The 20,573-nt window shown below is 62.0% G+C and carries 18 protein-coding genes and 2 tRNA genes; 16 read left to right on the forward strand and 4 right to left on the reverse strand.

The annotated features are described in order from the left end of the window. Positions 1–3 precede the first annotated feature (3 nt). Entirely contained in the window at positions 4–483 is a 480-nt protein-coding gene (locus H3U90_RS07120; protein ID WP_198177691.1) for a 2-C-methyl-D-erythritol 2,4-cyclodiphosphate synthase, read from the forward strand. Between the two features lie 6 nt (positions 484–489). Here H3U90_RS07120 and H3U90_RS07125 read toward each other — a convergent pair whose 3' ends face one another. Both H3U90_RS07125 and H3U90_RS07130 read right to left on the reverse strand, forming a co-directional pair. After that, on the reverse strand, positions 490–1,317 hold the full coding sequence (locus tag H3U90_RS07125) for a metal ABC transporter permease (protein ID WP_198177692.1): 828 nt from the start codon (positions 1,315–1,317) through the stop codon (positions 490–492). After that, the gene (locus H3U90_RS07130) at positions 1,314–2,189 is read right to left on the reverse strand and encodes an ABC transporter ATP-binding protein (protein WP_198177693.1); all 876 of its coding nucleotides are present in this window, start codon (positions 2,187–2,189) and stop codon (positions 1,314–1,316) included. Before H3U90_RS07130 ends, H3U90_RS07125 begins: the two co-directional genes overlap by 4 nt. 211 nt (positions 2,190–2,400) lie before the next feature. Here H3U90_RS07130 and H3U90_RS07135 point away from each other — a divergent pair, with 211 nt between their 5' ends. From H3U90_RS07135 to pyk, 6 genes are all read left to right on the forward strand, one after another. After that, positions 2,401–3,321, forward strand: a complete 921-nt coding sequence (locus H3U90_RS07135; protein WP_198177694.1) for a bifunctional methylenetetrahydrofolate dehydrogenase/methenyltetrahydrofolate cyclohydrolase — start codon at positions 2,401–2,403, stop codon at positions 3,319–3,321. 103 nt (positions 3,322–3,424) lie between these two features. Further along, positions 3,425–4,930: a 30S ribosomal protein S1 gene (gene rpsA, locus H3U90_RS07140; RefSeq protein WP_198177695.1), complete on the forward strand. Its 1,506-nt coding sequence runs from the start codon at positions 3,425–3,427 to the stop codon at positions 4,928–4,930. A gap of 71 nt (positions 4,931–5,001) precedes the next feature. After that, entirely contained in the window at positions 5,002–5,649 is a 648-nt protein-coding gene (coaE, locus tag H3U90_RS07145) for a dephospho-CoA kinase (protein WP_232341317.1), read from the forward strand. A gap of 39 nt (positions 5,650–5,688) precedes the next feature. Then, on the forward strand, positions 5,689–7,800 hold the full coding sequence (gene uvrB / locus H3U90_RS07150) for an excinuclease ABC subunit UvrB (RefSeq protein ID WP_198177696.1): 2,112 nt from the start codon (positions 5,689–5,691) through the stop codon (positions 7,798–7,800). A gap of 166 nt (positions 7,801–7,966) precedes the next feature. After that, the gene (locus tag H3U90_RS07155) at positions 7,967–8,968 is read left to right on the forward strand and encodes a TerC family protein (RefSeq protein WP_045935466.1); all 1,002 of its coding nucleotides are present in this window, start codon (positions 7,967–7,969) and stop codon (positions 8,966–8,968) included. 111 nt (positions 8,969–9,079) lie between these two features. After that, on the forward strand, positions 9,080–10,522 hold the full coding sequence (gene pyk, locus H3U90_RS07160; protein ID WP_045935465.1) for a pyruvate kinase: 1,443 nt from the start codon (positions 9,080–9,082) through the stop codon (positions 10,520–10,522). 149 nt (positions 10,523–10,671) lie between these two features. On the opposite strand, the gene H3U90_RS07165 is transcribed toward pyk, so the two are convergent. After that, positions 10,672–11,265, reverse strand: coding sequence for an NUDIX domain-containing protein (locus H3U90_RS07165; protein WP_198177861.1), 594 nt, complete (start codon positions 11,263–11,265; stop codon positions 10,672–10,674). A 121-nt stretch (positions 11,266–11,386) separates the two neighbouring features. On the opposite strand from H3U90_RS07165, the gene H3U90_RS07170 reads away from it, so the two are divergent. The 9 genes from H3U90_RS07170 to H3U90_RS07210 all read left to right on the forward strand — a co-directional run bounded on the left by H3U90_RS07170 (position 11,387) and on the right by H3U90_RS07210 (position 20,431). Next, positions 11,387–11,460: transfer RNA gene (locus H3U90_RS07170), tRNA-Leu, on the forward strand. Positions 11,461–11,509: 49 nt separating this feature from the next. Further along, on the forward strand, positions 11,510–12,157 hold the full coding sequence (locus H3U90_RS07175) for an ANTAR domain-containing response regulator (protein ID WP_015021953.1): 648 nt from the start codon (positions 11,510–11,512) through the stop codon (positions 12,155–12,157). 7 nt (positions 12,158–12,164) lie between these two features. Then, on the forward strand, positions 12,165–15,059 hold the full coding sequence (gene polA, locus H3U90_RS07180; RefSeq protein WP_198177697.1) for a DNA polymerase I: 2,895 nt from the start codon (positions 12,165–12,167) through the stop codon (positions 15,057–15,059). 48 nt (positions 15,060–15,107) lie between these two features. Beyond that, positions 15,108–16,025, forward strand: coding sequence for a Nif3-like dinuclear metal center hexameric protein (locus H3U90_RS07185; protein WP_232340678.1), 918 nt, complete (start codon positions 15,108–15,110; stop codon positions 16,023–16,025). A 35-nt stretch (positions 16,026–16,060) separates the two neighbouring features. After that, on the forward strand, positions 16,061–16,744 hold the full coding sequence (locus H3U90_RS07190) for an NUDIX hydrolase (RefSeq protein WP_198177698.1): 684 nt from the start codon (positions 16,061–16,063) through the stop codon (positions 16,742–16,744). A gap of 128 nt (positions 16,745–16,872) precedes the next feature. Continuing rightward, positions 16,873–17,586, forward strand: a complete 714-nt coding sequence (locus H3U90_RS07195; RefSeq protein WP_198177699.1) for a TetR/AcrR family transcriptional regulator — start codon at positions 16,873–16,875, stop codon at positions 17,584–17,586. A 117-nt stretch (positions 17,587–17,703) separates the two neighbouring features. Beyond that, entirely contained in the window at positions 17,704–18,435 is a 732-nt protein-coding gene (locus H3U90_RS07200) for an ABC transporter ATP-binding protein (RefSeq protein WP_198177700.1), read from the forward strand. Between the two features lies 1 nt (position 18,436). After that, a complete protein-coding gene (locus tag H3U90_RS07205; RefSeq protein ID WP_198177701.1) occupies positions 18,437–19,132 on the forward strand; it encodes an ABC transporter permease in 696 nt (231 codons plus the stop codon). Positions 19,133–19,144: 12 nt separating this feature from the next. Beyond that, positions 19,145–20,431, forward strand: coding sequence for an MFS transporter (locus H3U90_RS07210; RefSeq protein ID WP_198177702.1), 1,287 nt, complete (start codon positions 19,145–19,147; stop codon positions 20,429–20,431). Here the strand turns inward: H3U90_RS07210 and H3U90_RS07215 are convergent. Then, positions 20,423–20,496, reverse strand: a tRNA-Pro gene (locus H3U90_RS07215). The two genes, H3U90_RS07210 and H3U90_RS07215, sit on opposite strands and share 9 nt — an antisense overlap. Positions 20,497–20,573: the final 77 nt, after the last annotated feature.

Below are 20,573 nucleotides of genomic sequence, written 5' to 3' on the forward strand. Positions count from 1 at the left end.
GTCATGGGCCATCCAAGCGTCGGACTGGGCTTTGACGCCCATCGCTTCGACCCGACCGGCGGGCGTCGCCTCTGGCTGGCCTGCCTGTCCTGGAATGACGGAACCCCCGGCCTGCTGGGCGATTCTGACGGCGATGCGGCCGCCCATGCCCTGATTGATGCCATCCTGTCAGCCGCCGACCTGGGCGACATCGGCACCTTGTTCGGCCTGGGATCACAGTCCCCCGGAGCGGGCATGCATGGGGCGGACATGCTGGAGAAGACCATGGACTGCCTGCATGAACACGGTCGCAGGCTGCTCAACGCCTCCCTGGTCATCGTCGGACAGCGTCCCAGAATTTCCTCCCGTCGTCACCTGGCCCAGCAGGCCATGAGCCAGGCTGTTGGTGCACCGGTTCGGTTGACCGCTACCACTACCGATGGCATGGGTTTCACTGGTCACGACGAGGGCATCGCCGTCATGGCCACCGCCCTGGTGGACTGACCGGCATCAGGTGCGCAGGGCCGCCCACCCCCTGGCCAGAGCCCAGAAGAGGGTGGACAGGGTCACGATGACGAAGCTTGGAGGGGCTGGCACCATGGCCGAAATCACCAGGCCTCCCCAGATGGAAGCCAGGCAGATCAGTCCCGACAGGAGCATGGCCCGCAGGGGAGAGGCCACCAGGATGTTGGCAGTGGCCGCCGGGGTGACGACCAGGGCGAAGATGAGCAGGGTTCCCACTGCCGGCACGGCGATGGTGATGACACCGGCCATGATGGCCATGAAGGTCAGGTTCATCAGCCCGATGGGCACGCCACGGGCCTGGGCCACCTGCTCATCCAGGGAGCTGAAAAGCAGGGGCCGGTAGATCAGGGCCAGCAGGATCAGCAGGATTGCATCGAAGATTATGAAGCCGACGACCTGGCCCAGGGTGATGGTCAGGATGGATCCGAAGAGGATGGCCTGCATCTGCTGGGAGGCCGAGCTGGACATCCTGGCGAAGAAGAGTCCCAGACCGGTGGCGAAAGCCAGGACCGTGCCCGTGGCGATCTCCCTCTGGGAGGCCCGTTTGCCCAGGGCTCCGATGACCAACGCCCCGCCCAGGGCGAACAGACCCATGCCGGCAGAGACCGGCAGCCCCAGCAGGACGGCCCCTGTGGCGCCTGGCAGACCGATGTGGGCCAGGGCATGGGCGGCGAAGGTGGAGTGCCTGGCAATGGTGAAATAGCCCATGGCTCCGGCGGCCACGGCGATGCACAATCCGGCCACCATGGCGTTGCGCATGAAGGGGGCGGCGAGGATCTCCGTCCAATGGGGGTCGAAGACTGGTGTTGTCATGAGGTCCTTTCCCGGTCCGCCCCGTGCAGGCGGGCCACCTGGCTGGGTTGGTAGCGATTGTGGACGGGTCCGATCGGCTCATCCATGTCGGGGGCCACGAACATGTCCCCCTGGGGAGTGGTGACCACCTCCACCTTGGTGCCGTAGAGGTGGGTGAGCAGATCCGAGTCCAGTACGTCGTCCATGCGGGCGTAGTGGGGATGCCCGTCCAGCAGGTAGACCGCCCCGGTGAGCACAGGCAGCAGCATGTTCAGGTCATGGGCCACCACCTGGATGGTCATGCCCAGACGGCTGTTGAGCTGGGCCAGCAGGTGGACGGTGGCGCGCTGTCCGGCCAGGTCCAGATTGGCCAGGGGCTCGTCCAGCATGAGCAGGTCAGGATCGCAGACCAGGGCCTGGGCGATGGCCACCCGCTGTCGCAGGCCGCCGGAGAGTTGGGACAGGCGCAGGTGGGCCCTGTCCTCCACACCGACGAAGCGCATGGCCTTTCCGGCGCGCTCGCGGTCCTGCCGGGTGACGGGGTGGATGCCGAAGCGGGTGCCGGTCAGCCCCAGCAGGACGGACTGCTCGGCCGTCAGGTTGGAGTCGATGTCAGAGGTGTAGCTCTGGGGTACGTAGCCGATGCGGTCGTTGGCCTGGCCGGCCGGCTGTCCCAGGACCTGCAGACTTCCTGCATCCAGGGGGAGTAGACCAAGCTCTGCCTGCATCATACTGGTTTTGCCGGTGCCGTTGGTGCCCACGATGGCTGTCACGGTCCCTGCAGGAATGGTGAAGGTCCCCTCCGACCAGATCAGCCGCCCGGATCGGCGGATGGCGGCATGGTCGAAGACGATGCAGGCCTGCGTGGATGTGCTGTCCGTGTCCGTATCCATGGCTTCCTTTCCTGCAAGGGCTCACAAGGTGAACCTGCTCTTATTGAGCATGATTCTCATTATTGTTGGGGAGGGGACAGCGCGCAACTTCAGCAGTCGAGTCCTCCTGTACCGGCCCTTGGACGGAGCTTCCGGTCGGGGAGGAATCTGCGCTAGGCTGGCCCAGACGACTTCGACAAGGGTTTGCGCCCGCTTGAATGATGGAGATGTATTGACTGCAGTGAAACTGGACGGCAAGGCGGCGGCTGCGGAACTCAAAGAGGACCTGCGCGCTCGCGTGGCGAGGCTGACGGCCATGGGACGCACTCCCGGCCTGGGTACCATCCTGGTGGGGGAGGACCCCGGCTCGCTCAAATATGTCGAGGGCAAGCATCGGGACTGCGGCCAGGTGGGCATCCGGTCGATCAGGATTGATCTGCCCGCCGATGCCGGCAAGGAGCGGATTCTCGCTGCAGTGGATCAGCTCAACCAGGATCCCGACTGCACCGGTTACATCGTCCAGCTGCCCTTGCCCGAGGGCGTGGATCCCACTGAGATCATCGATCGTATCGATCCGGCCAAGGATGCCGACGGCATGCATCCATACAACCTGGGCCAGCTGGTCCTGCATACCGACGGCCGGGTGCGGACCCCACTGCCCTGCACTCCACGGGGGATCCTGTATCTGCTGGACCATTACGGGATTGACCTGGCCGGCAAGGAGGTCTGCGTGCTGGGCCGGGGATTGACCGTGGGCCGCACCATCGGACTGCTCCTGACCAACCGCGGGGTGGATGCCACCGTGACCCTCTGCCATACCCGCACCAGGGATATCGATGCCCACCTGCGCAGGGCTGACGTGATCATCGCAGCCGTGGGACGAGCCGGGCTGGTCGGCCCGGACCAGGTTCGCCAGGGTGCTGTCTTGGTGGATGTAGGCGTCTCCCGGATCCGGGATCAGCAGGAGGGGCGCTGGCGGATCAAGGGCGACATCGATCCGGCCGCCAGGTTTTCCGCAGCCGCCTACACGCCCAATCCCGGCGGGGTGGGGCCCATGACCCGGGCCATGCTCCTGGTCAATGTGGTCGAAACCGCCGAGCGGGCCGCCGGAATCCCTGCCTGCGACACGCCCGAGGTCTCCCGGCGACAATGACCGTGGTGTCTCCTATCATGGAGAATGTTCGCGCCTGCCGGCGGGAACGCATAACTCAATACGGAAAAAATATCCACCAACTATACAAGAAACAATTCAATTAATGGCAGAGAACAAGAAGGAAGTCCCCCAGGTCGCGGTCAATGACATCGGGTCCGAGGAAGACTTCATCAAGGCAGTCGATTCCACCATCAAGAACTTCGACGATGGGGATCTGGTCGAGGGGACGGTCGTTAAGATCGACCATGACGAGGTTTTGCTGGACATCGGCTACAAGACCGAGGGCGTGATTCCCTCCCGCGAGCTTTCCATCAAGAAGGATGTCGATCCCGACGATGTGGTCCAGGTCGGTGACACCATCGAGGCCTTGGTCGTCACCAAGGAGGACAAGGAAGGCCGTCTGATCCTGTCCAAGAAGCGCGCCCAGTACGAGCGCGCCTGGGGCGACATCGAGAAGATCAAGGAGGCTGACGGCGTCGTTGAGGGCACCGTCATCGAGGCCGTCAAGGGCGGACTCATCGTCGACATCGGCCTGCGTGGCTTCCTGCCCGCATCCCTGGTCGAGATGCGCCGCGTGCGCGACCTGTCTCCCTACATCGGGCAGAAGATCAAAGCCAAGATCCTGGAGCTGGACAAGAACCGCAACAACGTGGTCCTCTCCCGCCGCCAGTACCTGGAGGAGACCCAGTCCGAGGTGCGCGAGACCTTCATGGCCCAGCTCAAGAAGGGCCAGATCCGCGAGGGTACGGTCAGCTCCATCGTCAACTTCGGCGCCTTCGTCGACCTGGGCGGTGTGGACGGCCTGATCCACGTCTCCGAGCTCTCCTGGAAGCACATCGATCACCCCAGCGAGGTCGTCAAGGTGGGCGACAAGGTCACCGTCGAGGTGCTGGATGTCGATATGGACCGCGAGCGCATCTCGCTGTCCCTCAAGGCCACCCAGGAAGACCCCTGGCAGCGCTTCGCCCGGACCCACGTGCCCGGACAGATCGTCAAGGGCAAGGTCACCAAGATCGTGCAGTTCGGCGTCTTCGTCTCCGTCGAGGACGGCATCGAGGGCCTGGTCCACATCTCCGAGCTGGCCAATCGCCACGTGGAGAACCCCGAGACCGTGGTCAAGCAGGGCGAGGAGATCTTCGTCAAGGTCATCGACGTCGACCTGGATCGCCGCCGTATCTCCCTGTCCCTCAAGCAGGCCGACGACTCCGTCGATCCGACCTCCGAGGACTTCGATCCGGCCATCTACGGCATGCCCGCCGAGTACGACGAGGAGGGCAACTACAAGTACCCCGAGGGCTTCGACCCCGAGAGCAATGAGTGGATCGCCGGCTACGAGAAGCAGCGGGAGGAGTGGGAGTCCCAGTATGCGGCCGCCCACGACCTCTGGGAGCAGCACAAGGCCTTCGTGGCCAAGGAGCTGGAGAACGCCGAGGCTTCGGCCGCCGAGGACAGCCGGTCCTCCCAGGCGCCCGCCTCCGGTTCGCGCTCTCGTCGTCAGAGCTCCGAGGAGACCACCAACTACAGCTCGGAGTCCAGCTCCGAGGGCACTTTGGCCTCCGACGACCAGCTGGCCGCTCTGCGCGAGCAGCTGCTCAAGGAAAAGAAGTGAGCATCAAGCGGTGAATGGAGGGGTCCGGCCTCGGTCGGGCCCCTCCATTTGTATCTGCTGCCATAAGGTATATGCGGGAGGTCGGGATGATACGTGTGGGATTGACCGGCGGAATAGCGGCTGGCAAGAGCACGGTGGCGGCTCGGCTGGCCCAGGACGGGGCCAGGGTCATCGACTACGACCGGCTCTCCCATGAGGTCATCGCTCTGGGCGGACCCGGCGTGGGACCGGTTCTGGAGCGCTTCGGTTCAGACTGCGGGGACGGTCATGGTGGTGTGGACAGGTCAGCCTTGGCGGCAAGGGTCTTCGGCGGGCCGACGGCCGACCGGGATCGCAGGGACCTGGACGAGATCATCCATCCGCTGGTCTATGACCTGGCTTCCAAGGCCGAGCAGCCCTGGCTGGAGGGTTCCGAGGTGGTGGTCCATGAGGTGCCCCTGCTGACCGAGGTTGGGTCGGCCATTCCCTTTCATTTCGACAGGGTGCTGCTGGTGGAGGCACCAAGCCAGGTGAGGATTGCGCGTATGGTGAATCAGCGGCATATGACTGAAAGCCAGGCTGTTGAGCGTATCGGTTCCCAGACCAGCAGCAGTTTGCGACGCGCTCGGGCCGATCTGCTGGTGGACGGGTCCCAGCCTATCGAACAAATGTTCGAGTCTGTTGATAGAATATATGAAGAGCTGAAATCCTTGGCCCGGGGATCCTCGCACAGCGACTGAGGGGCCTTGGGCGAATGACGCATCCTGGAAGGGAGTTTCATGGGGTTCAACATTGAGCGGACCGACAAGCCCTTCGTGGTCAAGTCCCCCTATAAGCCCTCCGGCGACCAGCCAGAGGCCATCGAGGAACTGGCCACGCGGATTGAGAATGGCGAGAACGACGTGGTGCTCATGGGCGCCACCGGCACCGGCAAGACCGCGACCACGGCCTGGCTGATCGAGCGCCTGCAGCGGCCCACCCTGATTCTGGAACCCAACAAGACCCTGGCGGCCCAGCTCTGCGCCGAGTTCCGCGAGCTCATGCCCGACAACGCGGTCTCCTACTTCGTCTCCTACTACGACTACTACCAGCCCGAGGCCTACATCCCCCAGACGGATACCTATATCGAGAAGGACTCCAACATCAACGACGATGTGGAGCGGCTCCGGCACGCCGCAACGGCTAATCTGCTTACCAGGCGCGACTGCGTGGTGGTGGCCACCGTCTCCTGCATCTACGGCTTGGGCACGCCCGAGGAGTACGCCGGGCGCATGCTCTTCCTGCACGAGGGGGACCGGATCAACCGGGACGACCTGCTGCGCAAGTTCGTGGACATGCAGTACAAGCGCAACGACATCGCCTTCACCCGAGGCACTTTCCGCGTGCGCGGCGACACGGTCGAGATCATCCCCGTCTATGAGGAGCTGGCCGTTCGCATCGAATTCTTCGGCGACGAGATCGACCGCATCTCCACCCTGCACCCGCTGACCGGGGACGAGATAGCCCACGAATCCTCAGTGCATATTTTCCCCGCCTCCCACTATGTGGCCGGTCCCGAGCGGATGGAGCGCGCCCTGAAGACCATCAAGGAGGAGCTGGACTGGCGTGTGGGCCAGCTGCGCAAGCAGGGCAAGGAGCTGGAGGCCCAGAGGCTGACCATGCGCACCACCTACGACCTGGAGATGCTCACCCAGATCGGCACCTGCTCCGGAGTGGAGAACTACTCCCGCCACTTCGACGGGCGCGAGCCCGGGACGCCGCCCCACACCCTGCTGGATTTCTTCCCCGACGACTTCCTGCTGGTCATCGACGAGTCCCATGTGACCGTTCCCCAGATCGGAGCCATGTACGAGGGGGATGCCAGCCGCAAGCGGACCCTGGTCGAGCACGGCTTCCGTCTGCCCTCGGCCATGGACAACCGTCCGCTGAAGTGGCCCGAGTTTCTGGACAAGGTGGGCCAGACCGTCTATCTGTCGGCAACGCCGGGCGACTATGAGATGGGTCTGTCAGACGGGGTGGTGGAACAGGTCATCCGCCCCACCGGTCTGCTGGATCCCGAGGTGGAGGTCAGGCCTGTCAAGGGCCAGGTGGACGACCTCCTGGACGAGATCAAGGCCCGGGTGGCCCGTCACGAGCGGGTCCTGGTGACCACGCTGACCAAGAAGATGGCCGAGGACCTGACCGACTACCTGCTGGAGCGCGACATCAAGGTGGAGTATCTGCACTCGGATGTGGACACCCTGCGGCGGGTGGAGCTCCTGCGGGAGCTGCGCGAGGGCAAGATCGACGTCATCGTGGGCATCAACCTCCTGCGTGAAGGGCTGGACCTGCCCGAGGTCTCCCTGGTGGCCATACTGGATGCGGACAAGGAGGGCTTCCTGCGTTCCTACCGTTCCCTGATCCAGACCATCGGCCGTGCGGCCAGGAACGTGTCCGGCAAGGTCATCATGTACGCGGATGAGGTCACCGACTCCATGGAGAAGGCCATCAGCGAGACCAACCGTCGCCGTGCCAAGCAGATAGCCTATAACAAGGAGCATGGGGTGGACCCCAAGCCGTTGATCAAGAAGATCAGTGATGTCAACGACATGCTGGCCAAGGAGGATGTGGACACCCAGACCCTGCTGGCGGGAGGCTACCGCAATGCCAACAAGGCCGGCAACTCCCACCTGGGCGTGCCCCTCTACGACAAGGAGGAGGCCGACAAGCGGCATCAGGAGATCCTCCAGGCCGGTCTGCCGGCGCAGGACCTTGCCGACCTGATCCGTCAGCTGAGCGACCAGATGCACACGGCTGCGCAACAGCTGCAGTTCGAGCTCGCAGCCCGTCTGCGCGACGAAATCAAGGACCTGAAGAAAGAGCTGCGGCAGATGACCGAGGCCAAAAAGTAAGTCTGGCCTTTGGCCGGTGGTCCCAACCCCGACCATGCATGTTGCGGGCCTGTGATGCGAGGCAAGTCATCACAGGCCGGACCAGCAGACAACTCTCTGTGAGGGTGTTCTGATATGCAGAGGGGGCAGATGAGCACGTCATATCTTGCCGCTAAAGTCAGGTGATATGTCCGAAACACCTCTGCCGTTCATGGTTGTGAGCCTGGTTGTACTGGCCGTCTTCTTCGTGGTCGATCTTTTGGTGATCGGACGGCGGCCGCACGTCCCTTCGACCGGCGAATGCGTGAGGCACATCGGCTTCTTTGTGGTCATGGCCCTGATTTTCGGGGCGCTGATCTGGAAGGTGGCAGGTTCCAAGCCGGCCATCGAGTTCTACTCGGGCTGGCTGACTGAGTACTCGCTCAGCATCGACAACCTCTTTGTCTTCGTCATCATCATGGGCAATTTTGCCGTACCCCTGCGGCTTCAGCGCTATGTGCTCAGCGTCGGCATCACCATCGCCCTGCTGTTGCGCGGGGTCTTCATCCTGGCTGGAACGGCGCTGATCACCCGCTTCACATGGGTCTTTTTCATCTTCGGCTTCTTCCTGCTTTACACCGCCTGGAACATGGTCTCCAGCCGAGGCAAGCAGGAGGAGTACCACGAGAACGGGCTGATCAGGGTCCTGCGTCGGGTCATCCCCATCACCAGCCACTACGACGGTGAGCGCCTGCGGACCACCTTTGAGGGCAAGCGCTACTTCACGCCCATGCTGGTGGTCTTTCTGGCCATCGGCACCACCGATGTCATGTTCGCCTTTGACTCCATTCCGGCCATCTTCGGACTGACCAAGGACCCCTTCATCGTCTTCACCTCCAATGTCTTCGCCCTGTTGGGCCTTCAGCAGCTCTACTTCCTGCTGGGATCCCTGCTGGACAAGCTGGAGTATCTGCCCCTGGGGCTGGCCGTGGTCCTGGCCTTCATCGGGGTCAAGCTGATCATGGAGGCTCTGCACGGCAACACGCTGCCCTTCATCAACGGCGGGCGGCCCCTGGAAGCAGTGCCGGAAATACCGACCTGGGCATCTCTGCTCGTCATCGTTTTGGCCGTGGGCATCGCGGCCCTGGCTTCGGTACTCAAGAGCCGCCATATGTCCTCTGCAGCCGCTCCCCAGGGAGCAAAGCAATAAGGGAAGCGTTGAAGCACAAGGGTTGTTAGCGCTAACGGGAAATAGTGGTTCCCAGCGGCCTGAGTCTGTACAATAGAACGGTAAGTAAGAAAAAGAACAGGCAGGTAGCATATGCGCAAAGCCAAGATCGTCGATACCATCGGGCCGGCTTCGGAGTCGCTGGAAAACATCACCAAGCTGGTCAAGGCCGGCATGGATGTGGCCAGACTCAACCGGTCCCACGGCACCCCCGAAGATCACCTCAAGGTTTACAACAACGTGCGTCAGGCCAGCAAGGAGACCGGACGCAACGTGGCGGCCCTGGTCGATCTGCAGGGTCCCAAGATTCGTTGTGGCTGGTTCAAGAAGAACGAGCAGGGCGAGGACAAGGTCATCCTCAAGGAGGGCCAGGAGTTCACCATCACCACCGACGATGTCGAGGGTGACGAGCACATGACCTCCACCACCTTCAAAGGTCTGCCCGGGGATTGCCACCCCGGCGATCCCATCCTGATCGATGACGGCAAGGTCCGTCTGGAGGTCACCAAGGTCGAGGGCAACCAGGTCCACACCAAGGTGGTCGTGGCTGGTCCGGTCTCCTCCCACAAGGGCATCAACCTGCCCGGCGTGGCCGTGAGCCTGCCGGCACTGACTCCCAAGGATGAGGAGGACCTGCGCTGGGGTATCCGCACCGGCGCCGACATCATCGCCATGTCCTTCGTCCGCTTCGCCACTGACATCGACCGCGCCCATGAGATCATGGACGAGGAGGGTCGCCGCATTCCCATCGTGGCCAAGATCGAGAAGCCCCAGGCGGTTGAGAACCTGGAGGAGATCGTGAAGGCCTTCGACGGCATCATGGTGGCCCGTGGTGACATGGCCGTGGAGATGCCCTTCGAGCAGGTCCCCCTGGTGACCAAGCGCTGCATCGAACTGGCCCGTCAGTATGCCAAGCCGGTCATCGTCGCCACTGAGGTCCTGGGCTCCATGGTTCATTCGCCCATCCCCAGCCGCGCCGAGGCCTCCGACTGCGCCAACGCCGTCCTGGACGGTGCCGATGCCACCATGACCTCCAACGAGACCGCCGTGGGCGACTACCCCGACACCACGGTCTCCACCATGGCCCGGATTTCCGAGTACGCCACCACCCACGGGTTCGACCGCATCCCGGATATGCACGACCTGGACATGTCCAACTCCGGTGCCGTCTCCTCCGCCGCTGTGGATTTGGCCGACAAGATCAACGCCAAGGCCATCGTGGCCTTCACCCAGACCGGCAACACCGTGCACCGCGTCTCCCGTGAGCGTCCGGCCGCCCCCATCTATGCGCTGACCACCGATGAGCACACCTATCATTGGCTGGCCCTGAGCTGGGGCACCGAGGCTTTCATGTGCGAGCAGGACTACCACGACTTCAACCGCGCGGGTCTCATGGCCTTCGTGGACGCCACCCTGAAGAAGCAGGGCAAGGTCTCCGACGGCGACTGCCTGGTGGTGCTCAGCAGCGCCCAGGGCGAGTATGAGCCAGGAAACACCGACTGCATCTACGTGCATACGGTTGGTGCCAACGACTGATTCTCCGGACTGCCGCCTGGCTGTCGACTGAGTCAGCCGGGCAGGTGGCCGTCAGGTTCATTCGGCACTGATAGAGCAAGGAACCGGTGGTCTTTCCCGCCTGCCAAGGCAGGGAGAGGCCACCGGTTCGCTATGCGAGGGTTCTTGCCTCAGTGCAGGTCCGACAGTCCAATCTTGGCCCGCAGGATGGCGATGGTGGTTTTGGCATCCAGAATGGTCCCTGCGATCACCATGTCATAGGCCTCGTCCACGGTGAAGAGCCGCACATTCTGGTGGGGGGTCTCCGGTGCCAGGCTGGCAGGTTGGACCGGGGTCAGGCCCTCGGCATAGAAGAGGGTGGTGTGCTGCGTGGAGAAGCTGGGGGTGTTGATGAACCTGGCGAACTGGTTGAAGGAGGCAGCCTTGTATCCGGCCTCCTCGCGCAGTCGTCTGGTGGCGACATCGATGGGGGCCTCCTTGTCGTTGAGCGGATGGCCGGCCGGCAGCTCAAGGGTCCAACGGTGAGTTGGGAGTCGGTACTGCTCGACCAGGGGTATCCTTCCGTCGTCGGTGATGGCCAGGACCGCGATAGTGTCTCCGTGCTTCTCGCTGACGATGCTGCGGTCGAAGGTCTGATTGTCACTGGATTCAAAGGTGACCCTGTCGACGCTGAAGTAGTGGCTGTCCATAATTTGCTTGCGGGCCTTCTCCTGGACGGGGGAGGTGCGCCAAGGATCGAACCGTCGATAGATATGAGTGGTCATCATGCTCTCCTTCGACTGCTGATGTGCCTGTATACATAACTGTCTTCATTCTAGGGCAGATTCAACACGAATAACCTTGCGTCGTCGCCAAAGTATGGTAGATTCTCTGTGGTGATGAAAAGCCCCCGTATCCCAATTGGTAGAGGAAACGGCCTCAAAATCCGTGCAGTGTGAGTTCGAGTCTCACCGGGGGCACGATAAAGCGAACCCCAGCCGTCCCTCATCGATTTCCGGTGAAGCTCGGATGGACTTTCAGGAAACGAGGTTGAAAGTGGCTTCAGAGAGTAAGAACCGCAGCGATTCTCCCGAGGGGCGGACCGTGGTTGTGGCGGAGGATGAGGCTTTGATCAGGCTCGATACCGTCGAAGCTCTCGAGGATGCCGGCTATGACGTGGTCGGCCAGGCGGCCAGCGGCCAGGAGGCCATTGATCTGACCCGCGAGCTGAGACCCGATGTAGTCGTTATGGATGTGAAGATGCCCGGCACCGACGGCATTACCGCCGCCACTGAGATCGGCAAGGAGAATCTGGCCCCGGTGGTTATGCTGACGGCGTTCTCCCAGCAAAGCCTGGTCGAGAAGGCGGCCGATGCCGGAGCCATGGCCTACGTGGTCAAGCCCTTCGCTCCGGAAAAGCTGCTTCCGGCCCTTGAGGTGGCCATCTCCCGCTTTGACCAGATCAACGCCCTGAAGGACGAGGTCACCGACATGAAGGCCCGTTTCGAGGCCCGTAAGCGGGTGGACCGGGCCAAGGGGCTGCTCATGGAGAGCATGGGCATGACCGAGTCCGAGGCCTTCCGCTGGATTCAGAAGACCTCCATGGACCGCAGGCTGACCATGCAGGAGGTGGCCGACGTGGTCATCAACAACGTGGCCAACCAGAACGACCGTTAGCCCGCCTATGGAAGACCAGACGAAGAAGCAGGACAAGGACGGCCGCACCCTGCTGGTCGTCGATGGACATTCGCTGGCCTTCCGGGCCTTCTATGCCCTTCCCGTCGAAAGTTTCACCACCTCGACCGGGCAGCCCACCAACGCGGTATGGGGCTTTGCCACCATGCTGGCGGATGTCATGGCCAAGGAGAAGCCCACCCATATGGGCGTGGCCTTTGATGTCAAGGGCGGCACCTTCCGCAACACCATGCTGCCCCAGTACAAGGGTACCCGTGAAGCCGCCCCCAAGGAACTGCTGACCCAGCTACCCCTGATCCAGGACCTGCTCAAGGGCCTGGGCATCACCTATATCGAAAAACCCGGCTATGAGGGCGACGACATCATCGGCACACTGGCCACCATGGGGGAGCAGGCAGGGTTCAAGACCCTGGTCCTGTCCGGGGACAGGGATGCCTTCCAGCTGGTGGACGACGAGATCACCGTGCTCTACCCGGGCCACCATTTCAAGAACCTCAAGCACATGACGCCCCAGGCCATCATGGACCGCTACAAGGTGACCCCGCAGCAGTACCCGGATCTGGCCGCCATGCGTGGCGAGGGAGCCGACAACATTCCTGGTGTGCCGGGCGTGGGCGACGGCTATGCCGCCAAGTGGATCAACAAGTACGGATCGTTGGATTCCATTCTGGAGCACGCCGACGAGATCGGCGGCAAGAAGGGTCAGGCCCTGGCGGAGAACGCCGACCAGGTGCGGCTCAACCGGAAGGTCAACGCTCTGGTACGCGACCTGGACCTGGGCGTGAAGGTAGAGGACCTGCGTTTCGGCACCATCCATACAGATCAGGTCCTGCCCATATTCGAGCAGTTGCAGTTCGGACCGCAGACCCGCAAGAAGATCCTACGCGGATTCAACACGGTCGCCGATTACGACTACTCTTCAGCCTCGGCACTGGTCGATGTCAGCAACAAGCAGGAGGAGTTCACCCAGCCTGAGCGCGATAAGGCGGAGTCGGCCGACCAGCTGCGGGACTGGTGCGAGAAGCATCTGCCGGATAAGGCCCTTTGCCGACAGTCGGCGGACCATGTCAAGGCCATGGCCGATTCCCTGGATAACGTCAAGGACATCGGCGATACCGACCAGAATGCCATGCGCTGCAGCGAGGCCATGAAGGAGCACTGGGTTCTCCACGCCATCGGCTGGGCCAAGCACGGCGACTATGGCCTGGAGGAGCTGGCCATTCTCTCCATGGATGGCCACGGTCTGGTCTTCATGGCGGAAGACATTGACGAAGACATGCGTGCGGCCATCCAGGAGCTGATCGACCAGCGGATCGGGACCTGTGTGGTCCATGGCTACAAGGAGCATCTGCACTTCCTGGAAAGCCAGGGGCTGCACATGCCCCTGCCCCTGTTCGACACCAAGCTGGCAGGCTATCTGGCTGAGCCTGATTTCCATGCCGACAATCTGGAACAGGCCGTAGCCCACTTCCTGGCCATCCCCGTAGAGGAGGAGCCAGAGGCCACACAGGGGGCCCTGGCCCTGGACGGGCGAGAGGATGAGGACGAACGTCGACGGGGGACCCGGATCCTTCGCCAGGCCCAGTACGTCATGATGGTCTCCGAGCGTCTGCAGGAGCTTATGGACGAGCGCCACCAGTACGGCCTGTTGCGCACCATAGAGCTGCCCACCTCCGCAGTCCTGGCGCAGATGGAGACCGAGGGCGCCAAGGTGGATGATGCCCGTCTCAAGGAGATGCACGACAGGTTCGCCGCCGAGGCCCGCCAGGCTCAGGAAATCGCCTGGGACAGGGCCGGCAGCCGTGTCAACCTGCAGAGCCCCAAGCAGCTGAGCAAGGTGCTCTTCGACGACATGGGCCTGGTGCCCACCCACAGGACCAAGACCGGGTCCTATTCGACCAACGTCTCGGTCCTGCAGGACCTCTACATCAAATCAGTCAACAACGAGCGGGCCAACGACTTCCTGGGCGCCCTGCTCAAACACAGGGAGACCAACAAGCTCAAACAGATCGTGCAGACCCTGCGAGAGGCCGTCAACCCCCGGGATGGGCGGCTGCACACCACCTACGAGCAGACCGTGGCCGCCACTGGCCGGCTGAGCTCGGTCGATCCCAACCTGCAGAACATCCCCAACCGGGATGCCCGGGGCCGTGAGATCCGTTCGGCCTTCGTGCCTGGCAGCGGGTATGAGGCGTTGCTCTCTTCGGACTACTCCCAGGTGGAGCTGCGGATCATGGCCCACCTTTCCGGGGACCAGGCCCTGATCGACGCCTTCAAGTCGGGTGCCGACTTCCACCGGTACGTGGCCAGCCTGGTCTACGACATCCCCATGGAGGAGGTCACCGGGGACCAGCGCTCCCATGTGAAGGCCATGAGCTACGGCCTGGCCTATGGACTGAGCACCTATGGCCTGGCCCAGCAGCTCAAGATCAGTCCGGCCGCGGCTGATGTGCTGCGCGCCAAGTACTTCGCCACCTTTGGCAAGGTCCATGAGTACTTGGAGTCCCTGGTGGCCGATGCCCGGGAGAAGGGCTACACCGAGACCATGTTCGGGCGGCGGCGCTACTTCCCTGGGCTGCGCTCCAAGCGGCGTCCCACCCGTGAGGCCGCCGAGAGGGCCGCTCTGAATGCGCCCATCCAGGGGTCGGCTGCCGACATCATGAAGATCGCCATGATCAAGGCCAGCCGTGCCTTGTCCGACCAGGGGCTGAAGAGCCGCATCTCCCTGCAGATCCACGATGAACTGCTGGTGGAGATCGCTCCCGGAGAGACTGACAAGGCCACTAAGCTGGTCAAGGATTCCATGGAACATGCCGTTGAATTGGCCGTGCCCCTGGACGTGTCCACCGGCATCGGCCAGGACTGGGAGCTGGCTGCTCACTGACCTGACATGGAGTGGCCTGGGCCCAGCAGGATCCAAGGAGGGATCGTCATGCCTGACCGGCAGGATGAGGTTCAGAGGTCTTCGGTGCCCCTGGGCCAGGTGGTTGATCTGCTGGAGGGGCTCTACCCTCTGGACTACGCGGAAGACTGGGACCATCCGGGTCTAGTCGTAGGGGATCCGTCCTGGCCGGTCAGACGGATCTGGTGCGCTGTGGACCCTCGGCCCGATGTGGTTCAGGAGGCTCTGGATCACAAGGCCGACCTGCTGATCACCCATCATCCGCTTTTCTTCAGATCAGTCCACCAGGTTTCCGGCCTGGACTTCCGCGGGGATATGATAACCAGGCTGATTGAGGGCCATTGCGGGCTCTGGGTGGGGCATACCAACGCTGATGCCGCCTACCGCGGCGTGGCCCAGGCGGCTGCCGATGCCCTGGACCTGCAGGATGCGAGACCGTTGGCTCCTCAGCTGGTCTCCAGGCGCGACCTGCATGCCGATCAGGGGATTCAGGTAGGCCTGGGTCGTTGGGGAAGGCTTCCCAAGCCCACGCCTTTTGAGGATTTGGTCCATACAGTGGCGGGCCTCCTGCCCAGGACGGCTCTGGGTGTTCAGGCGGTCGGTCCGTCCGAGGCCATGGTCTCCACAGTCGCCCTGCTGCCCGGCTCAGGGGACTCCGAATTCGACCTGGTCCGGTCCACGGGGGCCGATGTCTACATCACCAGCGATTTGCGCCATCACCCTGCCACGGATGCCTACCAGCAGGCCCTCTACGAGGCCCGGCTGGCCGGTCGGCCCAATCAGCCCAAACCCATGCTGATCAACACCCCGCATTCCGCCATCGAGAGTCTCTGGTTCCGCTACGCCCAGGGAGACATTGCCAAGGCCCTGGAGATGGCTACCGGTGTTCGTCAAGAGGTGGAGGTCTCATCTGTCGTCACCGATCCCTGGACCATGGTGGTGCGCTGACGGCTGGGGGTTGCTGGTTGAGGAGGAATGATTGCATGAGCGATGAGGAACAGGATCTGCGGGCACGATTGGCCGCCAGACTGGCAGACCGGGATGGCCAGGGACCCAAGGGTATCGATATGACCCGCGCTCCCGAGCTGATGGATGACAGGGAGGTCTTTCGCGGCCCGATATTCGTCATTGACCAGCAGCAGGTGGCCATGTCCAGGCGTGACGGTTCCAAGGAAACCATCGATCGGCAGCTCATCCGTCACGACCCCTGCGTGGTCATGCTGGTACACGACTGTGCTGCCGATGCCTATCTGCTGACCCGCGAGTACCGGGTGGGTGCCCAGGCCTATGTCTTCGGCCTGCCGGCCGGCTTCATCGATCCAGGGGAGAGCCCCGTCAAGGCCGTTCTGCGCGAGCTGCGTGAAGAGACGGGTCTGGTCCCCGGGCCCGAGGGCGCTCGGGGTTCCGAAAGCCATCTGGATCCGGCGGACGGCTGGATCGATGCCGCTCCCGATGTCTACTCCTCCCTGGGCATGAGCGACGAGCTCGGACATATCGTGGTCCTGCATCTGCGTCGCTGGCATCAGGGGTCTACCGACTTTGATCCAGGCGAGCATATCCAGTCGGCCTGGGTCTCCTGGCAGGAGCTTTGTGCAGCGGGAGTCGCCGATGCCAAAGCAGTGGTGGCCATTCAGCATGAGGCCATCCGTCGCCTGCAGAAGGATTAAGGTCCCAGGCATCAACGCCTGTGATTGGGCGAGTAGAACATACCGGTGGTATGATAGGTTCTTGTCAGAAAAGATGGTCAGCTCAGAATGATCAGGCATTGTTGCGCTGACAGGAAGAGGAGCACTGCATGGGCACGCCGAAGGATCCCGAAGGACATCGCAATCAGATCCTCGATGTAGCCCAGCGGCTCTTCCTGGAAAAGGGCTACGATGGAACCAGCATCCAGGACATCGTCGACGGCCTGGGCGGCATGACCAAGGGGGCGGTCTACTACCATTTCCCCTCCAAGACGGCTATTTTCCACGCGGTTACCGAGCGTATGGCCTCGTCCTCCTCCCAGGGAGACTGGCTGGGGGACTGGCCTGGCGAGACCGGGTTGGAGAAGCTGCGCAATGAGCTTATCGCCTCCCTGTCGGCATACTCGCGTCTCGATGTCACCTTTTCCGCCAGAACCCTGTTGAAGAGCCCCCGCATGGTCGGGGAGATGTACTTGAAATCCATGGACAGGATTGTGGACGTGATCACCCCCTACGTTCGAGAAGGCGTGGAGGACGGCTCCATTGCCCCTTGCAATCCCGAGGATTTGGCCCAGGTGCTCTATATCCTGCTCAACATGTGGATAGGGATTCGATTCTCGACCATGACCCGGGACCAGGTGGTCTCCAAGTTCTCCCTGTTGGCGGATATGCTCAAGGGAATAGGGGCGCCTGTCATCGATGATCGGGTTATTCGTGCGGCCGTGCATTTGCACGCACATCTGAAGAGCAATCCTTTGACTGCCACCAGCGGGGAGTCCACGCAAGAGGAATCTGACAAGAATCAGGATCAAGGGGTCTCTTAGAGCCGATAGATATCTTAAGGCCAAGAGGGCTCTGTCTACTAGCAAGATTCGGGCACTCAACGAGTAATGGTTTTTGTTTCCACCAAACATACCATCGGTATTTTTGAAAGGAGTTTTATGCAGGTGCTGAAGGCGGACGGAATTGTCCAAGTGTTTGAAGGCAGGGAGGTGCTGTCCGGACTGGATTTGACCCTGGGGCAGGGCGAGATTCTGGGCTTGCTAGGTGCCAACGGGGCTGGCAAGTCCACGCTGTTGAAGATCCTGACCGGAATGCAGAGGCCTGTCGGCGGCAGAGTCTGTTTTCTGGGAAGGCCTCTGAGCGAAGACTACCCGGGCAATCTGGCCAGGATGGGAGTGTTCATCAACGAGCCGGTCTTTTATGAGTCCCTCAGCGCTAGGGAGAATCTTGAGATTGACCTGACCTACCTGGCATTGGCAGACCGGGAGCATAGGGATGCCGAGCCTACCGGGATCAGCCAACTTTTGGACAAGGTCGGTTTGGCCGCCGATTCAACCACGCCTGTCGGCAGGTATTCCATGGGCATGAGGCAGAGGCTGGCCCTGGCCAGGTGCATGGGCCATCATCCTGACCTTTACCTACTGGACGAACCGCTCAACGGACTGGACCCTGTGGCCATCGGACAGCTGCGAGATAGCCTGCGCAGCCTGGCAGCCCAGGGGAGTGCAATCCTCTTTTCCAGCCACATTCTCTCCGAAGTGTTGCGCACGGCCGACCACGTGATGGTCGTGGCGGACGGCAGAGTCAGCCTGCGGGCCAGCGTGCCGGAGCTCCTTAATCAGGGCCAGGAGGTCGCCGAGCGAACCCTGGTCAAGGCCATGGAGGGCTGATATGAAGACGCTGCTGAAATTAGAACTGAAAAAGACCGGGCTATGGCCCTGCATCTTCGGAGGGCTGGCAGTAGTGGCCGCAGCCTTGGCCATCGGAGGCATGTTCCTGGCCATTGGCCATACTAGCGGACGGTCAGATCCTCGGTTGTCAAGCCTGGCCTTCGTGCTGCAGATGGCCATGGTCATCCTTCTGGTGGGCTTCTCCCTGGTGGCTGCTGCCCTCTGCAACCTGGTCTTCATTGAGCCCTATACGGGGAGGAACCTGGCGCTCACCCTCTCATTCCCCATATCGCGAAGCCGAATCCTGCTGGCCAAGTTGATCTTCGTCGGCCTCTTCACTGCGCTCTCCTACTTGGCTGGGACGGCCATCACCCTGACCGTCATGCTACTGATCGACCGTCTTGTGGGTTCGCTTGGAACGGGCTCGCCAGGCAGTCTGCTTGAACAGGTCCTCCTCATGCTGGTTACCAGCCTTGCCGGACTGGTGGGGTTGGTTGGCATCGCCCTCTCTATAGGCTTCTGGAAGCGTTCGCTGCCCATCATGTTCGCGGTCCTGCTCCTGCTGGACGCTGTAGTGGGCAACCTGCTCTCCCTCTCCCCGCTGCTGTCGGCGCTGGTGCTTCTGATCATCTTCCTGGCCTCCCTGCCGGCCTGGTGGCTGCTTCACCGGACCCTCATAAAGATCGAACTGCCCTGATCGGCCGCTGAAATGCAGGAGCTTCTGAAGAACAAGCCTTTTGTGACCATGGTTCTGGCCAGTCTGTTGAATACGGTCGGAGGCGAGCTCTTCAACATCGTCTTCATTGTCTATGCCCAGACCATGCCCTTTGCCGGACTGGCCGTCTCCGTAGCCTCAATGGCCTGGGTGGCTCCAGCTCTGACGGCCATCCTGACCGGATACCTGGCCGACAGGACCGCGCACAAGACGCGGATGCAAGTTGTGATCAAGCTGATTCAGGTGTGTATTTACCTGGCTATGGCCATGACAATCGGCAGGTCCAAGAGTTTGCCCGTCTTTCTGCTGCTGGTAGGCATGGACATGACATCTTCCATGTTGGAGGGATATGCAGGAAGTCTGTGGATGCCGGTCCTCAAACACCTGGTCCAGCCAGGCCAGCTCCATCAGGCGACCTCAATCACCTCCGCTGCATCCAATGTCGCGGCTGTCATCAGTGCAGGCGGAGGTGCGGTGTTGATCGCTATCCTGGGCAACAGATTCGCTGTATTCGCGCTGATCAATGCTGCCACCTTTCTGCTGGCGGGAATTTTGGTGGCCATTGGCTATAAGGCATTCGCCAGGGCGGAGGTCACAGGCAATGGTTCACCTGTGGGCAAGCATGTGGGCCTGTCTTCCAGTCTCCGTATGGCCTTGGGGGAGTTCCGCAGCTCTACATTCATGGTCCTGATGGTGGGCTTCGGCTGTCTGGTCAACCTTCTGGGGACGGCTCTGCAGCCCCTGCTCAATCTGGGGCTGATTTCCATGCCCGAGGTCTGGTGGGGAAGCTACGGCACAACCATAGCCGTAATCAACGGCATCTCCTCGCTGGGACTTATCCTTGGCGCACTCCTTGCCGCAGATCCGCTCAGGCGGCTGTCCATGGCCCATTTGCTGACCGGAGTCATGGCCGCAGCCGCCATGGTAGGGATCAACCTGGTATGGCTGCACATGCCTGCCCTGCTGTTCCTCCCGCTCCTGGTCATGAACTATCTTTTGGGCAAGATCAACCCTCGGTTCATGACCATGCTCATCAGCACAGTGGGCGAGGACCACCTGGCTGCAACTATGGGAGTGGTACAGACTGTCATGATGATAGGGGCGCCTCTGGGGCAGATGATTTTTCTGACGCTGGGAAATCTGGTCGGCATCGCCATCACCATGTCGATTTATGCGAGTCTGACGGGCCTTCTGGCTCTGACGGTTCTCCTTACAGGATTGCTGGGCATGAATGCCAAGGATCCGACTCCCGACATGGGCCAAAAGCAAAAGTCGGGCTAGCCGGATTTGAACCGGCGACATCCTGCACCCAAAGCAGGCGCGCTACCAAGCTGCGCTATAGCCCGGCGCCCATCAGTATCACCGTATGGGCACAATGTATCAATATAGCACAGGGTCGGGTCCCCACTGGACCTCTAGGGGT

The sequence above is a fragment of the Bifidobacterium sp. W8103 genome (assembly GCF_016100775.1).
Classification (GTDB): domain Bacteria; phylum Actinomycetota; class Actinomycetes; order Actinomycetales; family Bifidobacteriaceae; genus Bombiscardovia; species Bombiscardovia choladohabitans.